Raw genomic sequence first — 16,862 nt, 5'->3', positions numbered from 1 at the left:
CTCTGTTCTGCGCCATTAATACTCAGGAGTCGGAATGGACATTCTCACCACGATCAACACCAAGCGCACCAGCCAGCTCGATCAGGCTGACCCGCGCCAGGTTCAGAACAACGCTGGCGGCTACACCTTCCAGGTGACACCCGTTCAGCGTCTCCGCCGATTCCTGATCCTGGGCACCGACGGCGGCACCTACTACACCTTGGCCCTCGAGCTGACCCGCGAGAACGCCGAGGTCGTCCTCGACTTCGCACGCACCGATACCGCGGCCCTCGTCCGCGAGATCGTCGCGATCTCGCAGGCCGGCCGTGCGCCGAAGAACAACCAGGCGCTGTTCGCGCTGGCCGCTGCCGCATCGCTGGGCGATGACGACGGCCGCCGGATCGCGCTCGCCGCGTTGTCCGATGTCGCGCGCACCGGCACCCACCTGTTCCAGTTCGCCACCTACGTCGAGCAGTTTCGAGGCTGGGGTCGCGGACTGCGCCGCGCCGTCGGTCAGTGGTACCTGGGCAAGTCCGTCGACTCGCTGGCCTATCAGGCGGTGAAGTACCGCCAGCGCGAGGGCTGGTCGCACCGCGATCTACTGCGCCTCGCCCACCCGGTCACCGACGAAGCTGCTCGGATCGGGTTGTTCGACTACATCACGCACGGCCGCACCGACAACGTGCCCCGCATCGTCGAGGGCTACGAGAAGGTCCAGGCGAAGCCGCACAAGGCCGCGAAGCTCGTGGCAAAGTACGGGCTCTCGTGGGAGATGCTGCCCGATGAGTCGCTCGCCGATCCGAAGGTCTGGGAGGCGTTGCTCGACAACGGCATTCCGGCGACTGCACTGATGCGTCAGCTTCCGCGTCTGACTCGGATCGGACTGTTGCCGGCGATGGGTGGCCGCACCTCGATGGTGGCCGATCTTCTCGCCGATCCGGATCGTCTGCGCAAGGGCCGCGTGCATCCGCTCAACGTCCTGGTGGCTCAGCGCACCTACGGGTCTGGCTACTCGGCGCGCGGTGACAGCTCCTGGTCGCCGACGCGGAAGATCGTCGATGCTCTCGATGCTGCGTTCTACGCCGCCTTCGGTGCTGTCGAGCCCTCGGGTAAGGCGCATCTGCTGGGTCTCGACGTGTCGGGCTCGATGGGTGCGTCGATCGCTGGAATGCCGATCACATGCCGTGAGGCGTCGGCCGCGCTGGCGCTCGTGACCGCGGCGACCGAGCCGGAGCACATGATGGTGGGCTTCACCTCGGCCACAGGACGTAGTGGGTGGGGCAACAGCGCGCTGGCGCATCTGCCGATCTCTCCGCGCCAGCGTCTCGACGACGTGCTGAAGATGACCGATGGTCTGCCGTTCGGCGGCACCGACTGCTCGTTGCCGATCCGCTGGGCGCTCGAGACCAAGACCAAGGTCGACGTGTTCTCGATCTACACCGACAGCGAGACGTGGGCCGGTCCGATTCATCCCCACCAGGCGCTCGTGCAGTACCGGCGCCAGGTGAATCCGGACGCGAAGCTGGTCGTCGTCGGCATGACGTCGACCGGCTTCTCGATCGCCGATCCGAGTGACGCCGGCATGCTCGACGTCGTCGGATTTGATTCGGCAACACCGCAACTGCTGTCGGGGTTCGCGCGCGGTGACGTCTGACATTCGCGCTCAGCAGGCGCGAGAGCACCATCTGCGGAGCAAGGAGTCCGAGGCGGTTGCGGAACAGCATCGACTGTCCCGCAACCGCCTCGTTCGTGTTCTGCGCGAGGAAGATCCGAAGCGATGGACCTATCGAGCGTTGGCGTCTGCGGTGGGGTGCTCGAGCGAACTGATCGCGGCGATCGTCAAGGGCCGCGTTACCTGACATTTCGGACTTGGACGTTTTCACCCTGCGTGTGTGAGAATCGATCTGCAGCACTACAGCTGTCCCCAAAACGCCTGATCAGCGGCGTTTACCCGATCTTCCGCCGCGCCGCGTCAACGCCGTCTACTCATGCGGCAATGCCACGCCCATGACCGTCCTTCCGGTAACTCCGCGCGAGGTGTGAATCGGGTTCGGGCAGGACCCGAGTTGCAGCGCGGCGTGGCGGATCACCAACCGATGAAACCGAGAAACCGATGACAGTTCTCCTCCACCTTCTCGTCGAATACCTCGCGTTCGCAAGGCATTTGGCATGACCGCCGCGATTCTGGGGACCATCGCAGGCCGACTTCTGGCGTTCGCAGCGCTCATCGTCGCCATTCTCGCGCTCACGCTCGGCGGCACATGGGTGACGATCGCGCTCTGGTACATGGTCGCGGTGTACAGCCTGAACGTCTGCGTCTGGGCGGCAACGCCGAAGAGGCCGCGATGAGCCGCCAGAACCCGAATCCCGTCGCGCACCTCGACCAGCGAGCGGTGAAAACCCTCGCAGACCACCTGAGCCACCTGGAGCATCCGGGTCGCGGTGGAGAGCCCGCGAAGATCATGCGTCTCGTCCAGCTCGACGGCGCCGGCCAGGGAACCATGAAGATCAAGAAGGATCTCGCCGAGGCGATCATCCACCACCTGTACGTCTCCGGATTCGAGCTGAAGCGACGCAGGGGACGCGGATGATCGGCCGCAAGAAGCCTCGGACCATCGCACCCCGCGCACCAAAGCAGGGAAGCGTCGAGGCGCTGCTGAAGATGTTCACTCTCACCCTGCAGCGTGCCGGCGCCACTGTCGACGTCCAGAAGTCGGGAACTCGCACCGTCGTCATGACCATCAGTTGGAAGAAGGGCCAGTGATGATTCGCCGCGCAGTCGCGATCATCGGCGGAATCATCCTCGCCGTTGCCGTTCTGTCGGCCTGTGACGACTCGCACTCGGCGACCTTGTGTGAGAAGAAGTCTGACCACACGCGAGTCGGTCAGAACCTCTGCAAGGGCGACGATGACGCCTACGCCTGGGTGTTCGTCACCGGATCGATTCCGAACCTCGGATCGACTGTCTCCAATGGGCAACCGACGGCGAACCCCAACAACGTGATCTCCGACGACGAGGACGAGGAGCAGGGTGCGAATAACGTCGCTCCCGAAGAAGAAGAGCCCGCACCAGCAGTCGTGGATGACGACGAATGACCGCCGTCCTGATCGAGCTCGAAGGTGATGAGTTCGTGTGCAAGTACGGCACGATCTCATCTGCGCCGCCCGTCTTCTCGAGCGCGCCAGTGCCACTTGACATGGCTGGCTGGCTGCCAGACCTTCGGCCCGAAGATGTTCCGCCACCGCCGCTGATGCTCTTCGGTACGAACATCGTCGGCACGGAGCCCTTCTACACCGTCGAGACCAACCAGGGCTCCTGGACATACCAAGTCCACGAGATCGAGTGGTGGGACCGCGGTCTCGATCCCAAGTTCCGTCTCGGCGTCTGGCCAGACTGAAAGGCAGCCGATGCACCCCGCAACACGACACTTGCTTGACCAGTTCCATTTCGACCACTTGCGCACAGACCATCTTCGTCGTGTGTCGCAGCAGTTCCACGACCTCGCACACGATCTCGCTGAGGTCCTCAACGACGGCCCCGAGCTGTCGGCCGGTCTGCGCAAGCTGCTCGAGGCCAAGGACTGCTGCGTACGCCAGGCCGTCATGGACGCATAACCGAAGGAGTCCTGATGCAGAAGGTTGATCGAGACTGGTTGGCAGCCAACGACGCCCATCCGCACATCCTGCATCTCGCGGACGTTCTGAACAGCATCGTGGAGCACCTGACCGGTGATAAGCACCTTCCGCAGGGCGCAGCCGCGGATGTCGTCCACGGCATCGTGGAGCATCTGGGCGGCGACACTTCCGGCGTTCCGGCCACCACCGACGGAGAAGTTGAAGCCACCGACCCCTCCGGGGATGACTGATGCGCATCGAGCGCGTCGACATCAGTTGGCTCGAAGCCCAACGCTGCGAGCCGCACATCATCCACATCAGCAACGTCCTCAACGCCATCGTTGAGGGATTGGAGCTCATCATGACCGCACAGGACGACATCAACGCCGCAGTCGCCGAGGAGACCGCTGCCGCGACCGCGATCGCATCGGCCGTCAGTTTCGTCGCCACCGAGGTCGCGAACCTCAAGGCCGCGAATCCCGCCGTCGACACCACCGCACTCGAGGCCGCAACCTCGGGTTTGACCAGCGCTGTGGCGACCCTGCCGCAGCCCGCAACTTCCGCATCGACCGGCGACACAACCGCTCCGGCAACTGACTCGACTGCGACCGCAGGCGTATCCGATGGCTCCAACGCGAGCGCACCGGCGACCACGGCCAGCGACTCGACTTCCGGCACCAGCGCCACCGGTGCGGAACCCACGTCGGCCTGACCACCGACAGCCGAACCACCCGCACGTCCGTAGCCAGCGCGCGGGTGGTTCGGCACCTTTCCGTTATGGAGGAACCGATGACGAAGAAGGAACTCAAAGCCCGCATTCGCGAGCTGGAGATTGAGAACGCCACCCTGCGTGGCGAACTGGCCGCACACCGCCAGCGCTCATGGACCGCACCGTTCGTCGGCGACGTCCCACCACTGCCGACCGTTCACCCGCAGGTCTGGTGCGACGTCTCGGCATCGGGTGGCCAGATCAAGCACGTCAACGACTACTCAGTGAGTCCGATGATGAACGACGCCGACTTCATGGAAATCGCGCTCGCCGCGTCACGCATTCAGCGTCAGACGCGGCACGACATGGCCAAGCTGACCACCGAGCGGCTGTGACGACCTACTCCTGTGGTTGCACGGTGGACGGCACGCCGAAGTGCGCGTACGCCACTGGCCACATTCCGGCATCTGGAGTCGTCAGCGTCCACGGCATTCCCCGTCCACCGGTCGTTGATGTGGGTTCGGCACAGCACAATCCACCCACTACCGGTGAGTGGACACGCCCTGACTGGATCGAACTCGGACCAACGTTGGCATTGAGGATCACCACCACGCCACACGATCGGATGACCATGAACCGTGCACTGTCCTGGATACCGCGATTCCTCTCGTCCAAGACCAGCATCATCATCGCCATCGTGATGTTCTGCTACCTCGTCGTGCTCGGTGCCATCGCCACACTCACCGGTCACCCAACGTGGGTACCGGACAACGCCCAGTTGATCCTCGGCAACTACACCAACGTGCTGTCCATGCTCGGCGCGGGCATCGCAGCGGGCGCCGGCCACAAGGCCATCGAAGGACAACGCAAGGTCCGTGAACTCCACGCGCAGACCCACGACATGCTCACCCAGATCAGCGAGCAACTCGACACGACGCCACCAGATGCCAAGTAAGCCATCTCGACCATGCAGTAAGTGCGGTCGTAGAGCAGCGCCACAGAGCAACCTCTGTGACACCCACACACGACAACGAGAACAACGACGAGGCAGTGCCGCCGACCGCGGGTACACCTCCGATGGTCACCAGTCCTTCCGCCGCTCAGTCCTCGCCCGGGATGGCTACCGGTGTACCTTCCCCGGCTGCGACCACCGAGACCCCACCGGTCGGACACTCCACGCCGACCACCACCCCCACAGCCGCCGGGACCTCCTCGCACAGGGACGCAACCCCGACGACCCCCGGTACGGCAGGACCCTCTGCCACTCCCACCACTCCTCCGAGACCGGACGCAAGGAAGGTCGAGGGAACCTCCACCGTGGGTAGCGCAGGGATCTCCGACCGGAGCGCCCTCCCGCACTGCCCGGGAAGACCCCCGGGAGAGCCCGACAGAGCGCCGGGATGGACCCACCATCCACCATCCCCACCACCCGGAGGGACCACACAGGACCCCGAGGTCACCACCCCCCACGGGGAGGGGGCACCCGAAACCTCTGCGCGCGACCCTCGAAGACCGCTTGGTAGCTCCCCGTGTGCCACTTTCAATTTTTCAAAAAATGTCAGAAATTCCCCCAATTACCGGGAGGTGATCGAAAAAATGGCTGACCAGCATGTTTGCGTTGATTGTGGCCGGACCTTCGACCCTCCGGGAGGGCGGGGAAGGCCACCATCCCGCTGCGAGTCGTGCCGGGAGGGCCGCGGACCGAAGTCGGGGGCGTGCGCGCACTGCGGGAGCGAGATCAAGCCCGTGAAGGGTCGCGGTCGCGGTCGTCCGAACGCTTACTGCTCGGTGGATTGCCGTCGGCAGGCCCAGTGGGAGCGCGCCCGGGTGCGCGGCCACGGTGAAGAGACGCCCGATGACGTCGATTCGATCATTGACATCCGCCGCGCGCAGAAGTCCGAGCCCCGCGAGCCGTCGGCGGCCGCCATCGGCGACGTGAAGCCGCCGTGGAGCCTCACCGAGGGCGCCGAGAGGGTCTGGATGGACCTTGCACCCGATCTGGTGCGCAAGAAGATCCTGACACCGGCCGATGTGCACCTGTTCTCGGTCTACTGCGAGGCCGTGGCGATGTACAAGGAGTGCCGCGACCTCCTCGGTGACCGTTACATCGGCAAGGGCGCCGCCGGCGGCGACATTGTGTCGCCGTACTTCCAGGCCATGGTGAAGTGCCAGCAGCAGATGGTGCAGATCGGCGCCCGAATGGGTCTCACACCGGCCGATCGGACCCGTCTGGCGTCCGCCGATGAGCCTGACTCTTCCGGCCTGGATGAACTGATCTCCTGAGATGGACCTGCCACCCTGTGGCCGGTCACTCGGTGGTCACACCTGCACCGAGGTGGGGGAGCACTTCTGCGTCCCGCGTGCCGATCACGCGCAGCGGTTCATCGAGACCGCGCTGAAGCACACCAAGGGCCGTTTCGCGCGCACCGCGTTCACGCTCCTGCATTTCCAGCGCGAGGAGATCGTCCGGCCGCTGTTCGGCACGGTCGTGTGGGACGACGAGCACGAGTGCTACCGCCGTCGCTACCGCATTGCGTTCATTGAAATCGCGAGGAAGAACGGCAAGTCCGAGCTGCTGGCGGCGATCATGCTGACGGTCTTCTTCTGCGACGGCGAGTACGGCGCGGAGCTCTTCTCGATCGCCCGGGACCGCAAACAGGCGGCGCTGATCTTCGACGTAGCCGTCCAGATGATCAGGTTCAATCCGGCGCTGGCGAAACTGTGCAAGATCATCCCCAGCCAGCGACGCATCGTCAAGACGAACTCGAACTCGATCTACCAGGTCCTCGCGAACGACGCGGCCGGCGCGCTCGGATCGAATCCGAGCGCGGTCGCCGCCGACGAGATTCTGGCATGGCACGACGGAGGCATGTGGGAGGCGCTGCGCACCGGTATGGGGTCGCTGGCCCGCGTGCAACCGCTATTCGTGGCCGCGACCACTGCCGGATATGACACCGAGAGCTTCGGGCACAAGGAGCACACCGAGATGCTCCGGGTCGCCGAAGATCCCGACTACATGCCTCACTGCTTCGCCTACATCCGGGCGCTGCCGCGGGACGCCGACGCCTTCGACGAGGACAACTGGTCAATCGCCAACCCTGCGCTGAAGACTCCGGACAACCCCGACGGGTTCCTCTCGATGCAGTCGATGCGGGAGATGGCTCTCGAGGCGAAGAACAACCCGCTGAAGCTCAACGGATTCCTGCAGTTCCAGCAGAACCAGTGGACCAACCAGGCTGTGCGGTGGATGCCGATGCACCTGTTCGACGGCTCTCGCGGGACTGTCTACCGATCGGCGCCCGACACGATGGAGCAGTTCGCCGGTCGAGAGTGCTGGATGGGGATCGACCTCGCCGGCCGCCAGGACCTTACGAGCATCTGCTACCTGTTCCCGGACGGTGAATCGTGCGACGTGGTGTGGCGCCACTTCTGTCCAGAGGGTGCGTTGACGCGGCTCGACGAGCGCAACTCGGGTCGGTTCTCTCGCGAGTTCGTCACCGAGGGATGGCTGACCGTCACCGAGGGTGATGTCCTCGACTTCGAGAAGGTCTACGCCCAGATCGAAGAGGACTCGCGCCGATTCCGCATCCTCGGCGCCGACATGGATGTGTGGTCGTCGGCGCCCGTGCTGCAGGCTCTCGAAGAACGGCTCTACACCGAGATTTTCGCCTACGCCAACGACTTCAAGCACATGAGCGACTCGATGCACCGCATCTTGGAACTCACGACCGAGAAGAAGTTCCGGTGGCATGGGAATCCGTTGGCCCGGTGGTGTTTCGACGCCGTGCAGGCCCGTATCGCTGCATACGACCCGAATCTGATCCGTCCTGATAAGCCCAACCGCGACACCGAATCGAAGCGAATCGACGCCGTGCCGGCCGCCATCATGGCGGTCAACGCCTGGCAGGGCCGCGGTACCGCGTCGACCTCGTACTACGCCGACAACGACGTCATGACCCTGTGAGGAGGTGCCGATGCTGATCGCGCTCATCGTATTCGCTGTCGCCGTAGCGGCGTCGGTGTCGGTGAACATCGCTCTCGCGCTGCGGATTCGCGCCATTCAGCGTGACCCGCTGTGTCGGCGCATCCTGCAGCGCCTCGTCATCACCTCAGACGATCCTGTCTTCACCGGAGTCCTCCGAGAGGTCGGCCAGGGCCGGGATGGGCATGTGGTGTTCTCCGACTGCCAGCTCGTCGAGGGCAAGCAGGTGATCGCAGGTGACGTGATCAAGGCGAAGTCGCAGATCGTGACCTACCAGGTGCCTCATGCTGCTGGCTAACGGCCTGCAGATCGCCCCGCAGGCCCTCGCTGAGGTCACTCCGCAGCTCGCCGAGTCCTACTGGTATCAGGACGGCGGCGCGCTCCAACTCGAGCACACGTACGCGCTCTACGGCGAGATCTACCGCTCCGAGCCCTGGGTGGCGGCCGTGGTGAACAAGCGCGCCGACGCCATCGCGAGGTTGCCGATGCATGTGTGGTCCGATGACGGCCCGACCCGGCTGCAGGTCACCCCTGCAGAGTCGGGATACGCCAAGCTCATTGCGCAGCCCTGCTACTACCTTGACTCGTACACGTTCTGGTCCTGGGTGGCCACCACCTACGACATCTACGGCGAGACCTATCTGGCGATCGTGTTCGACGACAACGGCATTCCGGTGACGCTCATGCCCATGCACCCTTCGCGGGTCGCGGTCCGGCGAGATCCCGATACCGGCAAGCACGAGTACCTCTTCATGGCCGGCAACGCCTTGGGGACAGGGCTGGTGAAGTTCGGTGACGGGGAAGTGGTGCCGATCCGTTCATACAACCCCGCCGGCACCGAGCGGGGGCTGTCGAAGATGGAGCCGCTGCGGTCGACGATCTTCGCCGAGGACTCATCCCGGACCGCCGATGCTGCGATGAAGACCAACGGTGGTCGTCCGAACGTCGTGCTGTCCACCGACAAGGTGCTGGGTCCAGACGGCAAGAAGCGGCTACGCGACAGCTGGAATCAGGCGCATGCCGGATCGTCGAACGCCGGTAAGGCCCTCGTGCTCGAGGATGGGGTGACCGCGTCCCCGGTGCAGTTGACGTCGGTGGAGCTGCAGATGATCGAGGCGCGCCACCTCAACCGCGAGGAGATTTGCGCGGTGTACGACGTTGCGCCGCCGATGGTGCACGACCTGACCCGGGCGACGTTCTCCAACATCGCCTCTCAGATGCGGGCGTTCTACCGGGACACCATGGCTCCGGTGATCGAGCGGTTCGAGTCGGCCTTCGACTTCTACGTGGGCCAGTTCTTCGATCCCAAGTTGGCGGTCCGCTTCGACGACGCCGATGTCACCAGAGGCGATTTCGAGCAGCGCGCCACCTCGGCGCAGGCGCTCGTCGTGATCGGCGCGCTCACGCCCAACGAGGCACGCGAACTCATGGGCTTCGGCCGGTTCAAGGACGCCAAGGCTGACAAGTTGTACGCCAACTCGGCGCAGCAGCCCCTCGGTGAGCCCACCGAGCAGATCCGCCTCACCGGAGAGGTGCTCAACGACCCGGACGGCATCGCCGTGGCGCCTCCGGGGCCCACGACCGACGTTCCCGCGATCGCCGGTGGCACACATCAGATTCCGCAACTCACCGCCCCGTCGGCCAAGGCTGTCCGAGATCTCAAAGCGGAAGTCGGCCGGGGGAAGTCCATCGCCGAAGCCGCCCGTGCGCTCGCGCAGAAGAGCCCCGACGACCTCAATGACATCGCCGCCGCCGTCCTCATGGCGATGGCCGAGCAGCGAAAGAAGTAGGAGACCATCATGCTCATCCAGGAGAAGGCGCTCGCCACCATCACCGACAGCGGCGACGAGTTCGGCGCTCACGGTGGATTCGAGGCGGTTCTCAGCGCCCCCACCCTCGACCGTGATGGCGATGTGTTCGCCACCGGAGAGTGGAAGACCCCACTTCCGGAGCGCATCACGATCGACGTCGACCATGAGATGTCCGTCGCGGGCACCGTGGGTTCAGCGGAGCCCTACTTCGACGACGACGGAAACCTCTGTGTCCGGGGGACGTTCGCCTCCACCGCCCGGGCGCAGGAGGTGCGCACCCTCATCCAGGAGGGCCACATCACGACCATGTCGGTGGCGTGCATGACCGACAAGCAGCTCAAGAAGGCCGGCGAGCCGTGCCGCGAGCTGCTCAATGGCGCGTTCGTGGCCGTGCCCTCCAACCGGGAGGCGCTGATCACCACCGTCAAGGCCGGTGCCCGAAACTCCAAGTCCGATCAACAGTGGATTCAGGCCGCGCACGACGCCACGATTATGGCCGGCGCCGACTGTGTCGAGGAGATCTCCGACGACGGCGGTGAGGCCGACGGCGCCAACAAGTCCGCCGCCCGAGACAACGAGCCTGCGTTCGTCATCGGCGCGAAGGCCGTCAAGGGCTCCCTCGAAGACCTCCAGTCGTCGATCAACAACGCCCTCGACAACACCTATGCCAACTCGGGCGACGCGTGGGCCTACCTCGTCGCCACCTTTGTGGCTGGGGATGGAGGGACGATCGTCTACCGGCTGTACCCCGGCGACGGAGGTTCTTCGCAGACGTTCTCGCGCGACTTTGCGCTCGCCGAGGACGGCACCGTCACGCTGTCAGCCGAAGTCGAGGTCGTTGAGCTCGTCACCACCACCACGATCGCCGAGAAGGCCGCAGGTCCCGAGCGAAAGGCCGAGCCCATCATCACCCTCGAGCAGTTCGAGCACCTGCTCGCAAAAGCCACCGGTCAGATGGCCGGTCCGCCACAACACGAGGCCAAGTCTCCCGTCGACGCTCCCGCAGATCCTCCCGCGCCCGAGGGTGCCGCTGGTGATGCCGCTGCGAAGGCCGCTGATGGTGCCGAGTCCGACGTGGCCGAGGAACTACCCACACACCTGCTGGACATGGTCAATGCGGCCAAGTCCCGCCTGGAGTAGTTCCTCACCTGTCCGAAAGGCATTCGGACTCAACCCATCCCATACAAACCCCCGCACTCGCCGTGTGGGGGTTTTTGCATGAAAGGACACCGATCATGGCCACGGCCAAGCAGATCGAGACCCGCCAGCGCGAACTCGACAAGAAGATCGCCGACATCTACCAGAGCACCGAGCTCACCACTGCCGAGAAGTCGACGCAGCTCGATGCCATCGCCCCCGACTACGAAGCGCTGCAGAAGGAGTTCGAGCTGTCCGAGCGCGTCACTGAGATGCGTTCCAAGCTCAAGGCTCCCGACTCCGGTGCCGAAACCGAGGACGGTGCGCCGATCCGGATGGGCACCGGTCGCATGGAGGCGCGCACCCTGCGCCAGACCAAGCGTGCCCTCGCCTATGCGCTGGCCAATCACCCGCAGATGCGTTCCGCCGTCGAGGAACTCGGCGGCATCGCCGTCGAGGGCAAGTCGCAGGGCTTCAAGGGCGAGGCATTCGAGAAGAAGTTCTCGGTCGAGCTCAAGGACTCCACCGCCGCCGGCAACGGCATGGGCGAGGGATTCTTCGGCGCCGGCCCCGGCGTGGCCGCCGGCCAGAACCTCTTCGCCCCGGGCGCCTGGGGTGAAGGCATCCTCCCGACGTTCCTCCCGGGCATCGTGCAGCAGCCGCTCTACGACCTGTCGATCGCCGACATCCTGCCCGCGATCTCGGTGTCGACGCCGATCATGAGTTACCTGATGCAGGGGGCGACCGCATGGAACGCCGCGGAAACCGCCGAGGGTGCGGCCTACCCGTTCAGCTCGGTCCAGTTCACCCGGGTCGATGAGCAGGTCGGCAAGATCACCAACGCCGCCGAGGTCTCAGACGAGGGTGTGCGGGATGCCCCGCAGCTGTTCTCGTTCCTGCAGAACGAACTCATCACCGGCATCGAGCGCCAGGAAGAGGTGCAGCTCCTCGCTGGCAACGGCTACCCGGGCGTCAATGGCCTGCTGAACCGCGCTTCGGGCTTCACCCAGGACGCCACGGCGGTGACCGCGGGTGCCGCCGTGAACTTCCCGGCCGTCGGCACCCCCGCCGCGGGTGTGACGTCGCAGGCCCTCACTGGTCTGCGGTACGGCCGCGTCATCGCCGGCTCGTACGCCAACTCGGCGGGCGCCTACCCGACCGGCGTGCAGATCGGCCTCGGTCTGCTGTCGGCGATCACGCAGGTGAAGTACAACTCGTGGATCGCGCCCAACGCGGTGCTCATCAACCCCCTCGACTGGGAGCTGATGCGCAAGGCGACCGACAACAACGGCCAGTTCTTCGGCGGCTCGTTCTTCGGCACCAACTACGGCTACGCACAGGGCGGCGGTACCACCCTGTGGGATACCCGCGTCGTGCAGACCCCGTCGATCCCGCAGGGGTCGATCGTGCTCGGTGGCTTCTACCCCGAGACGATCACCGCAGCCCGCAAGGAAGCCATCTCGGTGCAGATGAGCAACCAGAACGGCACCAACTTCGTCGACGGCATGGTCACCGTGCGCGCCGAGGAGCGCCTGGGCCTGATGGTGTTCAAGCCCGCGGCCTTCCAGCTGATCCAGTTGGCCACCGGCACCTCCACCGTCGCCGCTCCGTCCGGCGAGTGATCTGACCGCGGGGGCGTTCTTGTGACGCCCCCGCTCAGTTCCCCTGCGAGGAAAGGACTCCCATGATCTCCGACGTTGATCCGTGGCACATGGCGCTGCGGCGGCCGTTCGGCAAGACCATCCCCACCGGTAAGCACGAGCTGCGGCCGGATGATGCCGAGGAGGAGACCGTCGGCGACGTCGCCGAGAAGGTCGCCGAGCCGGTCGAGCAGAAGGTCGTTGCACCCCCGGCCCCGAAGGCCACCAGCAAGACCACTGGGGCACAGGGTAAGTGACCACCCCGCAGTTCGCGGCGTCGGATGCGATGCTCGTCAACCCTTCGACGATCACCGCTCCGGCGTTCACCCCTGCGCAGATGTCGACGGCAGTCGGTGTGGCCTCAGCGATGATCACCGGATACACAGGGCGATCGTTCGTGGCCAACGCCTCCGACACTGTGACCCTCACGGCCTCGGCCGACGGCTTTCAGCTGCCCCAATACCCGGTCACTGCAATCACATCCGTGTCCATCCTCACCGATACCGGATGGGTGGTCTGCGATCCATCCACCTACTCGTCCGACGAGACCGGGTGGGTGACGATGCCGATGTCGGCGATGAACTACATGGTGGAGCTGGGGTCCACAACTCCCGCTCCACTGTTGCCCGACTACGGATGGCAGGTGCAGGTGGTGTACTCCCACGGCTACACCACCGTCCCCACAGACATCGCCGCGGTGTGCACACATCTGGCAACCCAGTACCTCGACAATCCCTTCGGATCGATCGAGCAGAAGGTGGGGGAGATCGCCGACCGCTACGCACCGCAGCGCGCCGGTGATCTCGAGCCGTGGGTGACGAGAATCCTCGACCGGTACGCCGATGTGGGTGTGGCGTGATCTATGGCAACGACTCGGGAACATTCTCGGTGCCGTCTCCTGTGACGCAGCTGGACAAGCACTTCCAGCCGATCAACAACCCCGCCACTGTTGCCGTGCAGGGGTTGTCGATGCAGCCGGTGTCCACCAGTGAGGTCATCTCCAATACGGATCTCACCATCGACGACTCCAAGCTGCTGATCCCCGCCGCGCAGATGCCGTCAGGAATCACCACCGAATGCACTTACACCCCAACTGGGTCGACCGACATCTATCAGATCGTCGGCGAGCCTCGCCCGTGGACCAACCGACTCGGCATCCCGCACCACACCACGGTGTATCTCCGGAAAGCGAGGGCGACCAGTGGCGCTTAACGTCTCCGAACTCGAGAAGGCTCTCGCCGGTCCGATGGTGACCGCCGAGGTGCTCAAGCGCACCGAAGAGGTCGCCGAGTACTGGCGATCCCTCACCCGGGGAGTGTTCGAGCACCAGAAGGAGCACACCCTGAAGTCGGGGTACGTCGAGGAGCCGGGGGATTACGAGCGCTCCATCCGGGCGAAGACCATCCGTCGCAAGGATGGATCGATCAAGGGGCGCGTGGAGTCCACGGACTACAAGGCGCACTGGATCGAGTACGGGTCCTCGAAGATGCCCACCTACGCGTTCGCTGAGAAGACCCGAAGCCACTTCACCAATGGCTAACTTCGTCTGGACCTTCCCGGACGCCGAGGATCTGGTGTGTTCCTACCTGAATCCTCTGTGTCCCAACAATGTCCGTCCCGAGATGGACAACTCCGCAGGGCTCCCCTTCGTGCTGATCCGCTGCATCGCGGCCGGTAACGACGGGGTCACCGACTATGCCAGCGTGCAAGTCGATTTTTTCCACAACAACCGATCGAGTGCCAATGACCTTGCTCAGCATGGACATTCACTCATGGTCGACATCAAGTCGGCACCCATATCGGTCAACGGGCGGCTCGTGTCCATCGACCGATTCCAGGTCATCCAGAGGCCCATCTGGATGCCCTACGACGACGAGAACCTCAAGCGGTTCGTCGGCCGCTACCAACTCGACACGCGCATCTGCGTGCTCTGAAAGGAATCATCATGACTGATGTGTTGTGGGCCGCTGGCAACACCACCAACTACAACCGCATCTTCAAGGCGCAGTTCGGATCTGTGTTCGCACGCGACTACGGCAACGCGGCCACCGCGCTGCTGCCGACGTTCACGCCGTTCACCTCCGACGGCCTCGCGATCGACTTCGCCCGACTGGCCACCCTCGGGTTCATCAACCTGGGGTCGTGCTCGTCCAACGGCATCAAGTTCAACCCGAAGTTCACCACCTCCGAGGTCGATGTGTGGCAGACGCGCATGCCGGTCCGGTCGGACGTCGAGACCGACCAGGATTCGCTGACCGTCGAGTTCATGGAAGCCACCGCCGCGGTGGATGCCATCTACAACGACACCCCGCTGACTGGTCGGCCGGCGGACGGCTCGATCGGCTACAACATCGTCAAGGCCGGTGTGACGCCGCTGTTCCCGCGCCAGATCATCGTGATCGGCGTCGACCAGCAGGCGGGAGTCGAGGAGTACTCGGCCGTCACCTACGCGATGGCGAAGCGAGACAAGGCCACCGGTCAGTCGTGGGATCCGAAGAACCCGGTGATGTCGGCGTACGATCCGGTCTCCTACATCGACCCGTTCTCCGGCCTGGCTCGCATCTTCTCGCGTGGCGGTCCGGGCTGGGTCAACTCCGGCGGCACCACCGGCGCCGTGGGCACGCCGGTCGCCGCCGCGCAGTCGGGCGACAAGGCCACCCTGACGTTCACCCCGCCGCAGACCGGATCGGGCGCCTACACCTACACGGTGCAGGAGACCACCGGTGGCAACACCACCGCGGTGTCGAGCGGCAATGTCACGGTCACCTCGAGCTCGAGCAACAGCGTGGTGCTCACCGTGTCGGGTCTGACCACCGGCTCGGCCTACACCTTCACCGTCACGGCCACCTCGACCACCAACGGGTCGGCCGCGACCTCGGCGCCGTCGAACAGCATCACCGCGACGAGCTGATCACAGACCGGGTGGCGAGCGGGTTTCTTCATCGGTTACCGCTCGTCACCCGGCCCTTCGGGGCCACCCAACAACCGATGACCTACCAACCGATGATCTGAAAGGAACAACCGATGACACAGCCAGCACACGCGGCCCCGGAGATCGTCAACGCCGAAGTGGTGGAGGAGAAGTCGCCGATCCGGCTGAAGAGCCTTCCGACGCGGATGACGCTCGAAGAGCTGCAGTTGCAGATCGCCGACAAGCTCGGCATCACCCCCTACGTCGACATCAATGTCGGCGGTCGCGACTACCGAGTCCACGGAATGCAGGTCATGCCCGATGACGCCCTGGAGCGCCTCAACGCCATGTGGCAGGACAAGGACCTCGACCTGTGGCCTGATGACACCCCGCCGCGCAAAGTGGCCGTCACCGACAAGGACGGGAAGATGACGGGTGAGGTCATCGAAGTCCCGCGCGCAGGTAGGCCCAACACCGAGAACCCCACGATCGACGGAAAGACCGCCCCGAATCCGTCAGCTCGACTCGCTCGCTCGATCTTCGGCGTGGAGAAGTACGAGCAGTACAAGGCCGACGGCGGCGAGTCGTACATGGTCGCCTGGGTTTTCAACGAGCTCAACGACATCGCGAAGGCCAAGGAGGACGCCGAGAAGGGTGGGGCGGACCCAAAATCGCCCGCGCCCTCGGACTCCTGAGGCAGTTTCCCAACGAGATTGAAGCCGACCTCCTGTTTCGGACCCCGTACACCATCGAGGACTGGTACAGGGGGCGGCTCTCATCGAGGGAACTCGTGGTGATCGTCACCCACCTCCCCGATGATTCCGCCACCAAAAAGGCTATGCGCGAAGGCGATTGGTCTGAGGCCGAATACATGTCGGCCTTCACCGTGAACCAGCTACTCCTCGTTCGCGCCGATCTTCGAGGCATGTTCGGCGGCCAGCAGTGGTCTCCGCCGCTCGTGAAGTCCCCGCAGCAACGCATTGCCGACGAGGCAAGCCGTCAACAGGCGTCCTCGTGGAATGCCCACGTCACGGCTCAGATGCGCAACGCCCAACTCGCTCTCGAAGGGAGGTGATCA

General features: G+C 64.6%; 26 protein-coding genes. All 26 read left to right on the top strand.

Translation table 11 applies throughout. The features are described from left to right. Positions 1-34 precede the first annotated feature (34 nt). The 26 genes from QNM97_RS13850 (at position 35) to QNM97_RS13725 (ending at position 16,859) form a co-directional block, all read left to right on the top strand. Positions 35-1,633: a TROVE domain-containing protein gene (locus tag QNM97_RS13850; protein WP_283819032.1), complete on the top strand. Its 1,599-nt coding sequence runs from the start codon at positions 35-37 to the stop codon at positions 1,631-1,633. Further along, positions 1,623-1,838, top strand: coding sequence for a hypothetical protein (locus QNM97_RS13845; RefSeq protein ID WP_283819031.1), 216 nt, complete (start codon positions 1,623-1,625; stop codon positions 1,836-1,838). Before QNM97_RS13850 ends, QNM97_RS13845 begins: the two co-directional genes overlap by 11 nt. A 310-nt stretch (positions 1,839-2,148) precedes the next feature. Then, the gene (locus tag QNM97_RS13840; protein ID WP_283819030.1) at positions 2,149-2,328 is read left to right on the top strand and encodes a hypothetical protein; all 180 of its coding nucleotides are present in this window, start codon (positions 2,149-2,151) and stop codon (positions 2,326-2,328) included. Next, positions 2,325-2,570, top strand: a complete 246-nt coding sequence (locus QNM97_RS13835; protein WP_283819029.1) for a hypothetical protein — start codon at positions 2,325-2,327, stop codon at positions 2,568-2,570. The genes QNM97_RS13840 and QNM97_RS13835 overlap by 4 nt, the downstream gene beginning before the upstream one ends. Continuing rightward, complete coding sequence (locus tag QNM97_RS13830; protein ID WP_283819028.1) at positions 2,567-2,743, top strand: hypothetical protein; 177 nt, start codon at positions 2,567-2,569, stop codon at positions 2,741-2,743. Before QNM97_RS13835 ends, QNM97_RS13830 begins: the two co-directional genes overlap by 4 nt. Further along, the gene (locus tag QNM97_RS13825) at positions 2,743-3,075 is read left to right on the top strand and encodes a hypothetical protein (protein ID WP_283819027.1); all 333 of its coding nucleotides are present in this window, start codon (positions 2,743-2,745) and stop codon (positions 3,073-3,075) included. Before QNM97_RS13830 ends, QNM97_RS13825 begins: the two co-directional genes overlap by 1 nt. Continuing rightward, positions 3,072-3,377 (top strand): hypothetical protein, encoded by a 306-nt coding sequence (locus QNM97_RS13820; RefSeq protein WP_283819026.1) that lies wholly within the window; start codon positions 3,072-3,074, stop codon positions 3,375-3,377. The genes QNM97_RS13825 and QNM97_RS13820 overlap by 4 nt, the downstream gene beginning before the upstream one ends. Positions 3,378-3,459: 82 nt before the next feature. Continuing rightward, positions 3,460-3,594 (top strand): hypothetical protein, encoded by a 135-nt coding sequence (locus tag QNM97_RS13815; protein WP_283819025.1) that lies wholly within the window; start codon positions 3,460-3,462, stop codon positions 3,592-3,594. A gap of 14 nt (positions 3,595-3,608) precedes the next feature. After that, the gene (locus tag QNM97_RS13810; RefSeq protein WP_283819024.1) at positions 3,609-3,845 is read left to right on the top strand and encodes a hypothetical protein; all 237 of its coding nucleotides are present in this window, start codon (positions 3,609-3,611) and stop codon (positions 3,843-3,845) included. Further along, on the top strand, positions 3,845-4,306 hold the full coding sequence (locus tag QNM97_RS13805; protein ID WP_283819023.1) for a hypothetical protein: 462 nt from the start codon (positions 3,845-3,847) through the stop codon (positions 4,304-4,306). Before QNM97_RS13810 ends, QNM97_RS13805 begins: the two co-directional genes overlap by 1 nt. A gap of 77 nt (positions 4,307-4,383) precedes the next feature. Further along, positions 4,384-4,698 carry a hypothetical protein gene (locus QNM97_RS13800; protein WP_283819022.1) on the top strand — a complete coding sequence of 105 codons (315 nt, stop codon included), beginning with the start codon at positions 4,384-4,386 and terminating at the stop codon, positions 4,696-4,698. A gap of 230 nt (positions 4,699-4,928) precedes the next feature. Then, entirely contained in the window at positions 4,929-5,258 is a 330-nt protein-coding gene (locus QNM97_RS13795) for a hypothetical protein (protein WP_283819021.1), read from the top strand. Between the two features lie 872 nt (positions 5,259-6,130). Continuing rightward, entirely contained in the window at positions 6,131-6,586 is a 456-nt protein-coding gene (locus tag QNM97_RS13790) for a phage terminase small subunit P27 family (RefSeq protein ID WP_283819020.1), read from the top strand. 1 nt (position 6,587) lies between these two features. Further along, complete coding sequence (locus QNM97_RS13785; protein WP_283819019.1) at positions 6,588-8,267, top strand: terminase large subunit; 1,680 nt, start codon at positions 6,588-6,590, stop codon at positions 8,265-8,267. Positions 8,268-8,277: 10 nt separating this feature from the next. Continuing rightward, complete coding sequence (locus QNM97_RS13780; RefSeq protein ID WP_283819018.1) at positions 8,278-8,583, top strand: hypothetical protein; 306 nt, start codon at positions 8,278-8,280, stop codon at positions 8,581-8,583. Then, positions 8,570-10,075: a phage portal protein gene (locus QNM97_RS13775; protein WP_283819017.1), complete on the top strand. Its 1,506-nt coding sequence runs from the start codon at positions 8,570-8,572 to the stop codon at positions 10,073-10,075. The genes QNM97_RS13780 and QNM97_RS13775 overlap by 14 nt, the downstream gene beginning before the upstream one ends. A 9-nt stretch (positions 10,076-10,084) precedes the next feature. Continuing rightward, entirely contained in the window at positions 10,085-11,236 is a 1,152-nt protein-coding gene (locus QNM97_RS13770) for a hypothetical protein (protein ID WP_283819016.1), read from the top strand. 95 nt (positions 11,237-11,331) lie between these two features. Continuing rightward, on the top strand, positions 11,332-12,855 hold the full coding sequence (locus QNM97_RS13765) for a phage major capsid protein (protein WP_283819015.1): 1,524 nt from the start codon (positions 11,332-11,334) through the stop codon (positions 12,853-12,855). A 62-nt stretch (positions 12,856-12,917) separates the two neighbouring features. Continuing rightward, positions 12,918-13,130: a hypothetical protein gene (locus tag QNM97_RS13760; protein WP_283819014.1), complete on the top strand. Its 213-nt coding sequence runs from the start codon at positions 12,918-12,920 to the stop codon at positions 13,128-13,130. Continuing rightward, on the top strand, positions 13,127-13,732 hold the full coding sequence (locus tag QNM97_RS13755) for a hypothetical protein (protein ID WP_283819013.1): 606 nt from the start codon (positions 13,127-13,129) through the stop codon (positions 13,730-13,732). Before QNM97_RS13760 ends, QNM97_RS13755 begins: the two co-directional genes overlap by 4 nt. Next, the gene (locus tag QNM97_RS13750) at positions 13,729-14,085 is read left to right on the top strand and encodes a hypothetical protein (RefSeq protein WP_283819012.1); all 357 of its coding nucleotides are present in this window, start codon (positions 13,729-13,731) and stop codon (positions 14,083-14,085) included. The genes QNM97_RS13755 and QNM97_RS13750 overlap by 4 nt, the downstream gene beginning before the upstream one ends. Beyond that, entirely contained in the window at positions 14,075-14,413 is a 339-nt protein-coding gene (locus QNM97_RS13745; RefSeq protein ID WP_283819011.1) for a hypothetical protein, read from the top strand. Before QNM97_RS13750 ends, QNM97_RS13745 begins: the two co-directional genes overlap by 11 nt. Then, the gene (locus tag QNM97_RS13740; RefSeq protein WP_283819010.1) at positions 14,406-14,807 is read left to right on the top strand and encodes a hypothetical protein; all 402 of its coding nucleotides are present in this window, start codon (positions 14,406-14,408) and stop codon (positions 14,805-14,807) included. The genes QNM97_RS13745 and QNM97_RS13740 overlap by 8 nt, the downstream gene beginning before the upstream one ends. An 11-nt stretch (positions 14,808-14,818) precedes the next feature. Then, complete coding sequence (locus QNM97_RS13735) at positions 14,819-15,784, top strand: fibronectin type III domain-containing protein (RefSeq protein WP_283819009.1); 966 nt, start codon at positions 14,819-14,821, stop codon at positions 15,782-15,784. A gap of 113 nt (positions 15,785-15,897) precedes the next feature. Beyond that, on the top strand, positions 15,898-16,479 hold the full coding sequence (locus QNM97_RS13730; protein ID WP_283819008.1) for a hypothetical protein: 582 nt from the start codon (positions 15,898-15,900) through the stop codon (positions 16,477-16,479). Between the two features lie 98 nt (positions 16,480-16,577). Beyond that, positions 16,578-16,859, top strand: coding sequence for a hypothetical protein (locus QNM97_RS13725; protein WP_283819007.1), 282 nt, complete (start codon positions 16,578-16,580; stop codon positions 16,857-16,859). The last annotated feature ends 3 nt before the right edge of the window (positions 16,860-16,862 follow it).

The organism is Gordonia sp. L191, from assembly GCF_030077625.1.
GTDB classification, from domain to species: Bacteria; Actinomycetota; Actinomycetes; order Mycobacteriales; family Mycobacteriaceae; genus Gordonia; species Gordonia polyisoprenivorans_A.
This window is presented reverse-complemented; position numbering and strand designations above follow the sequence as displayed.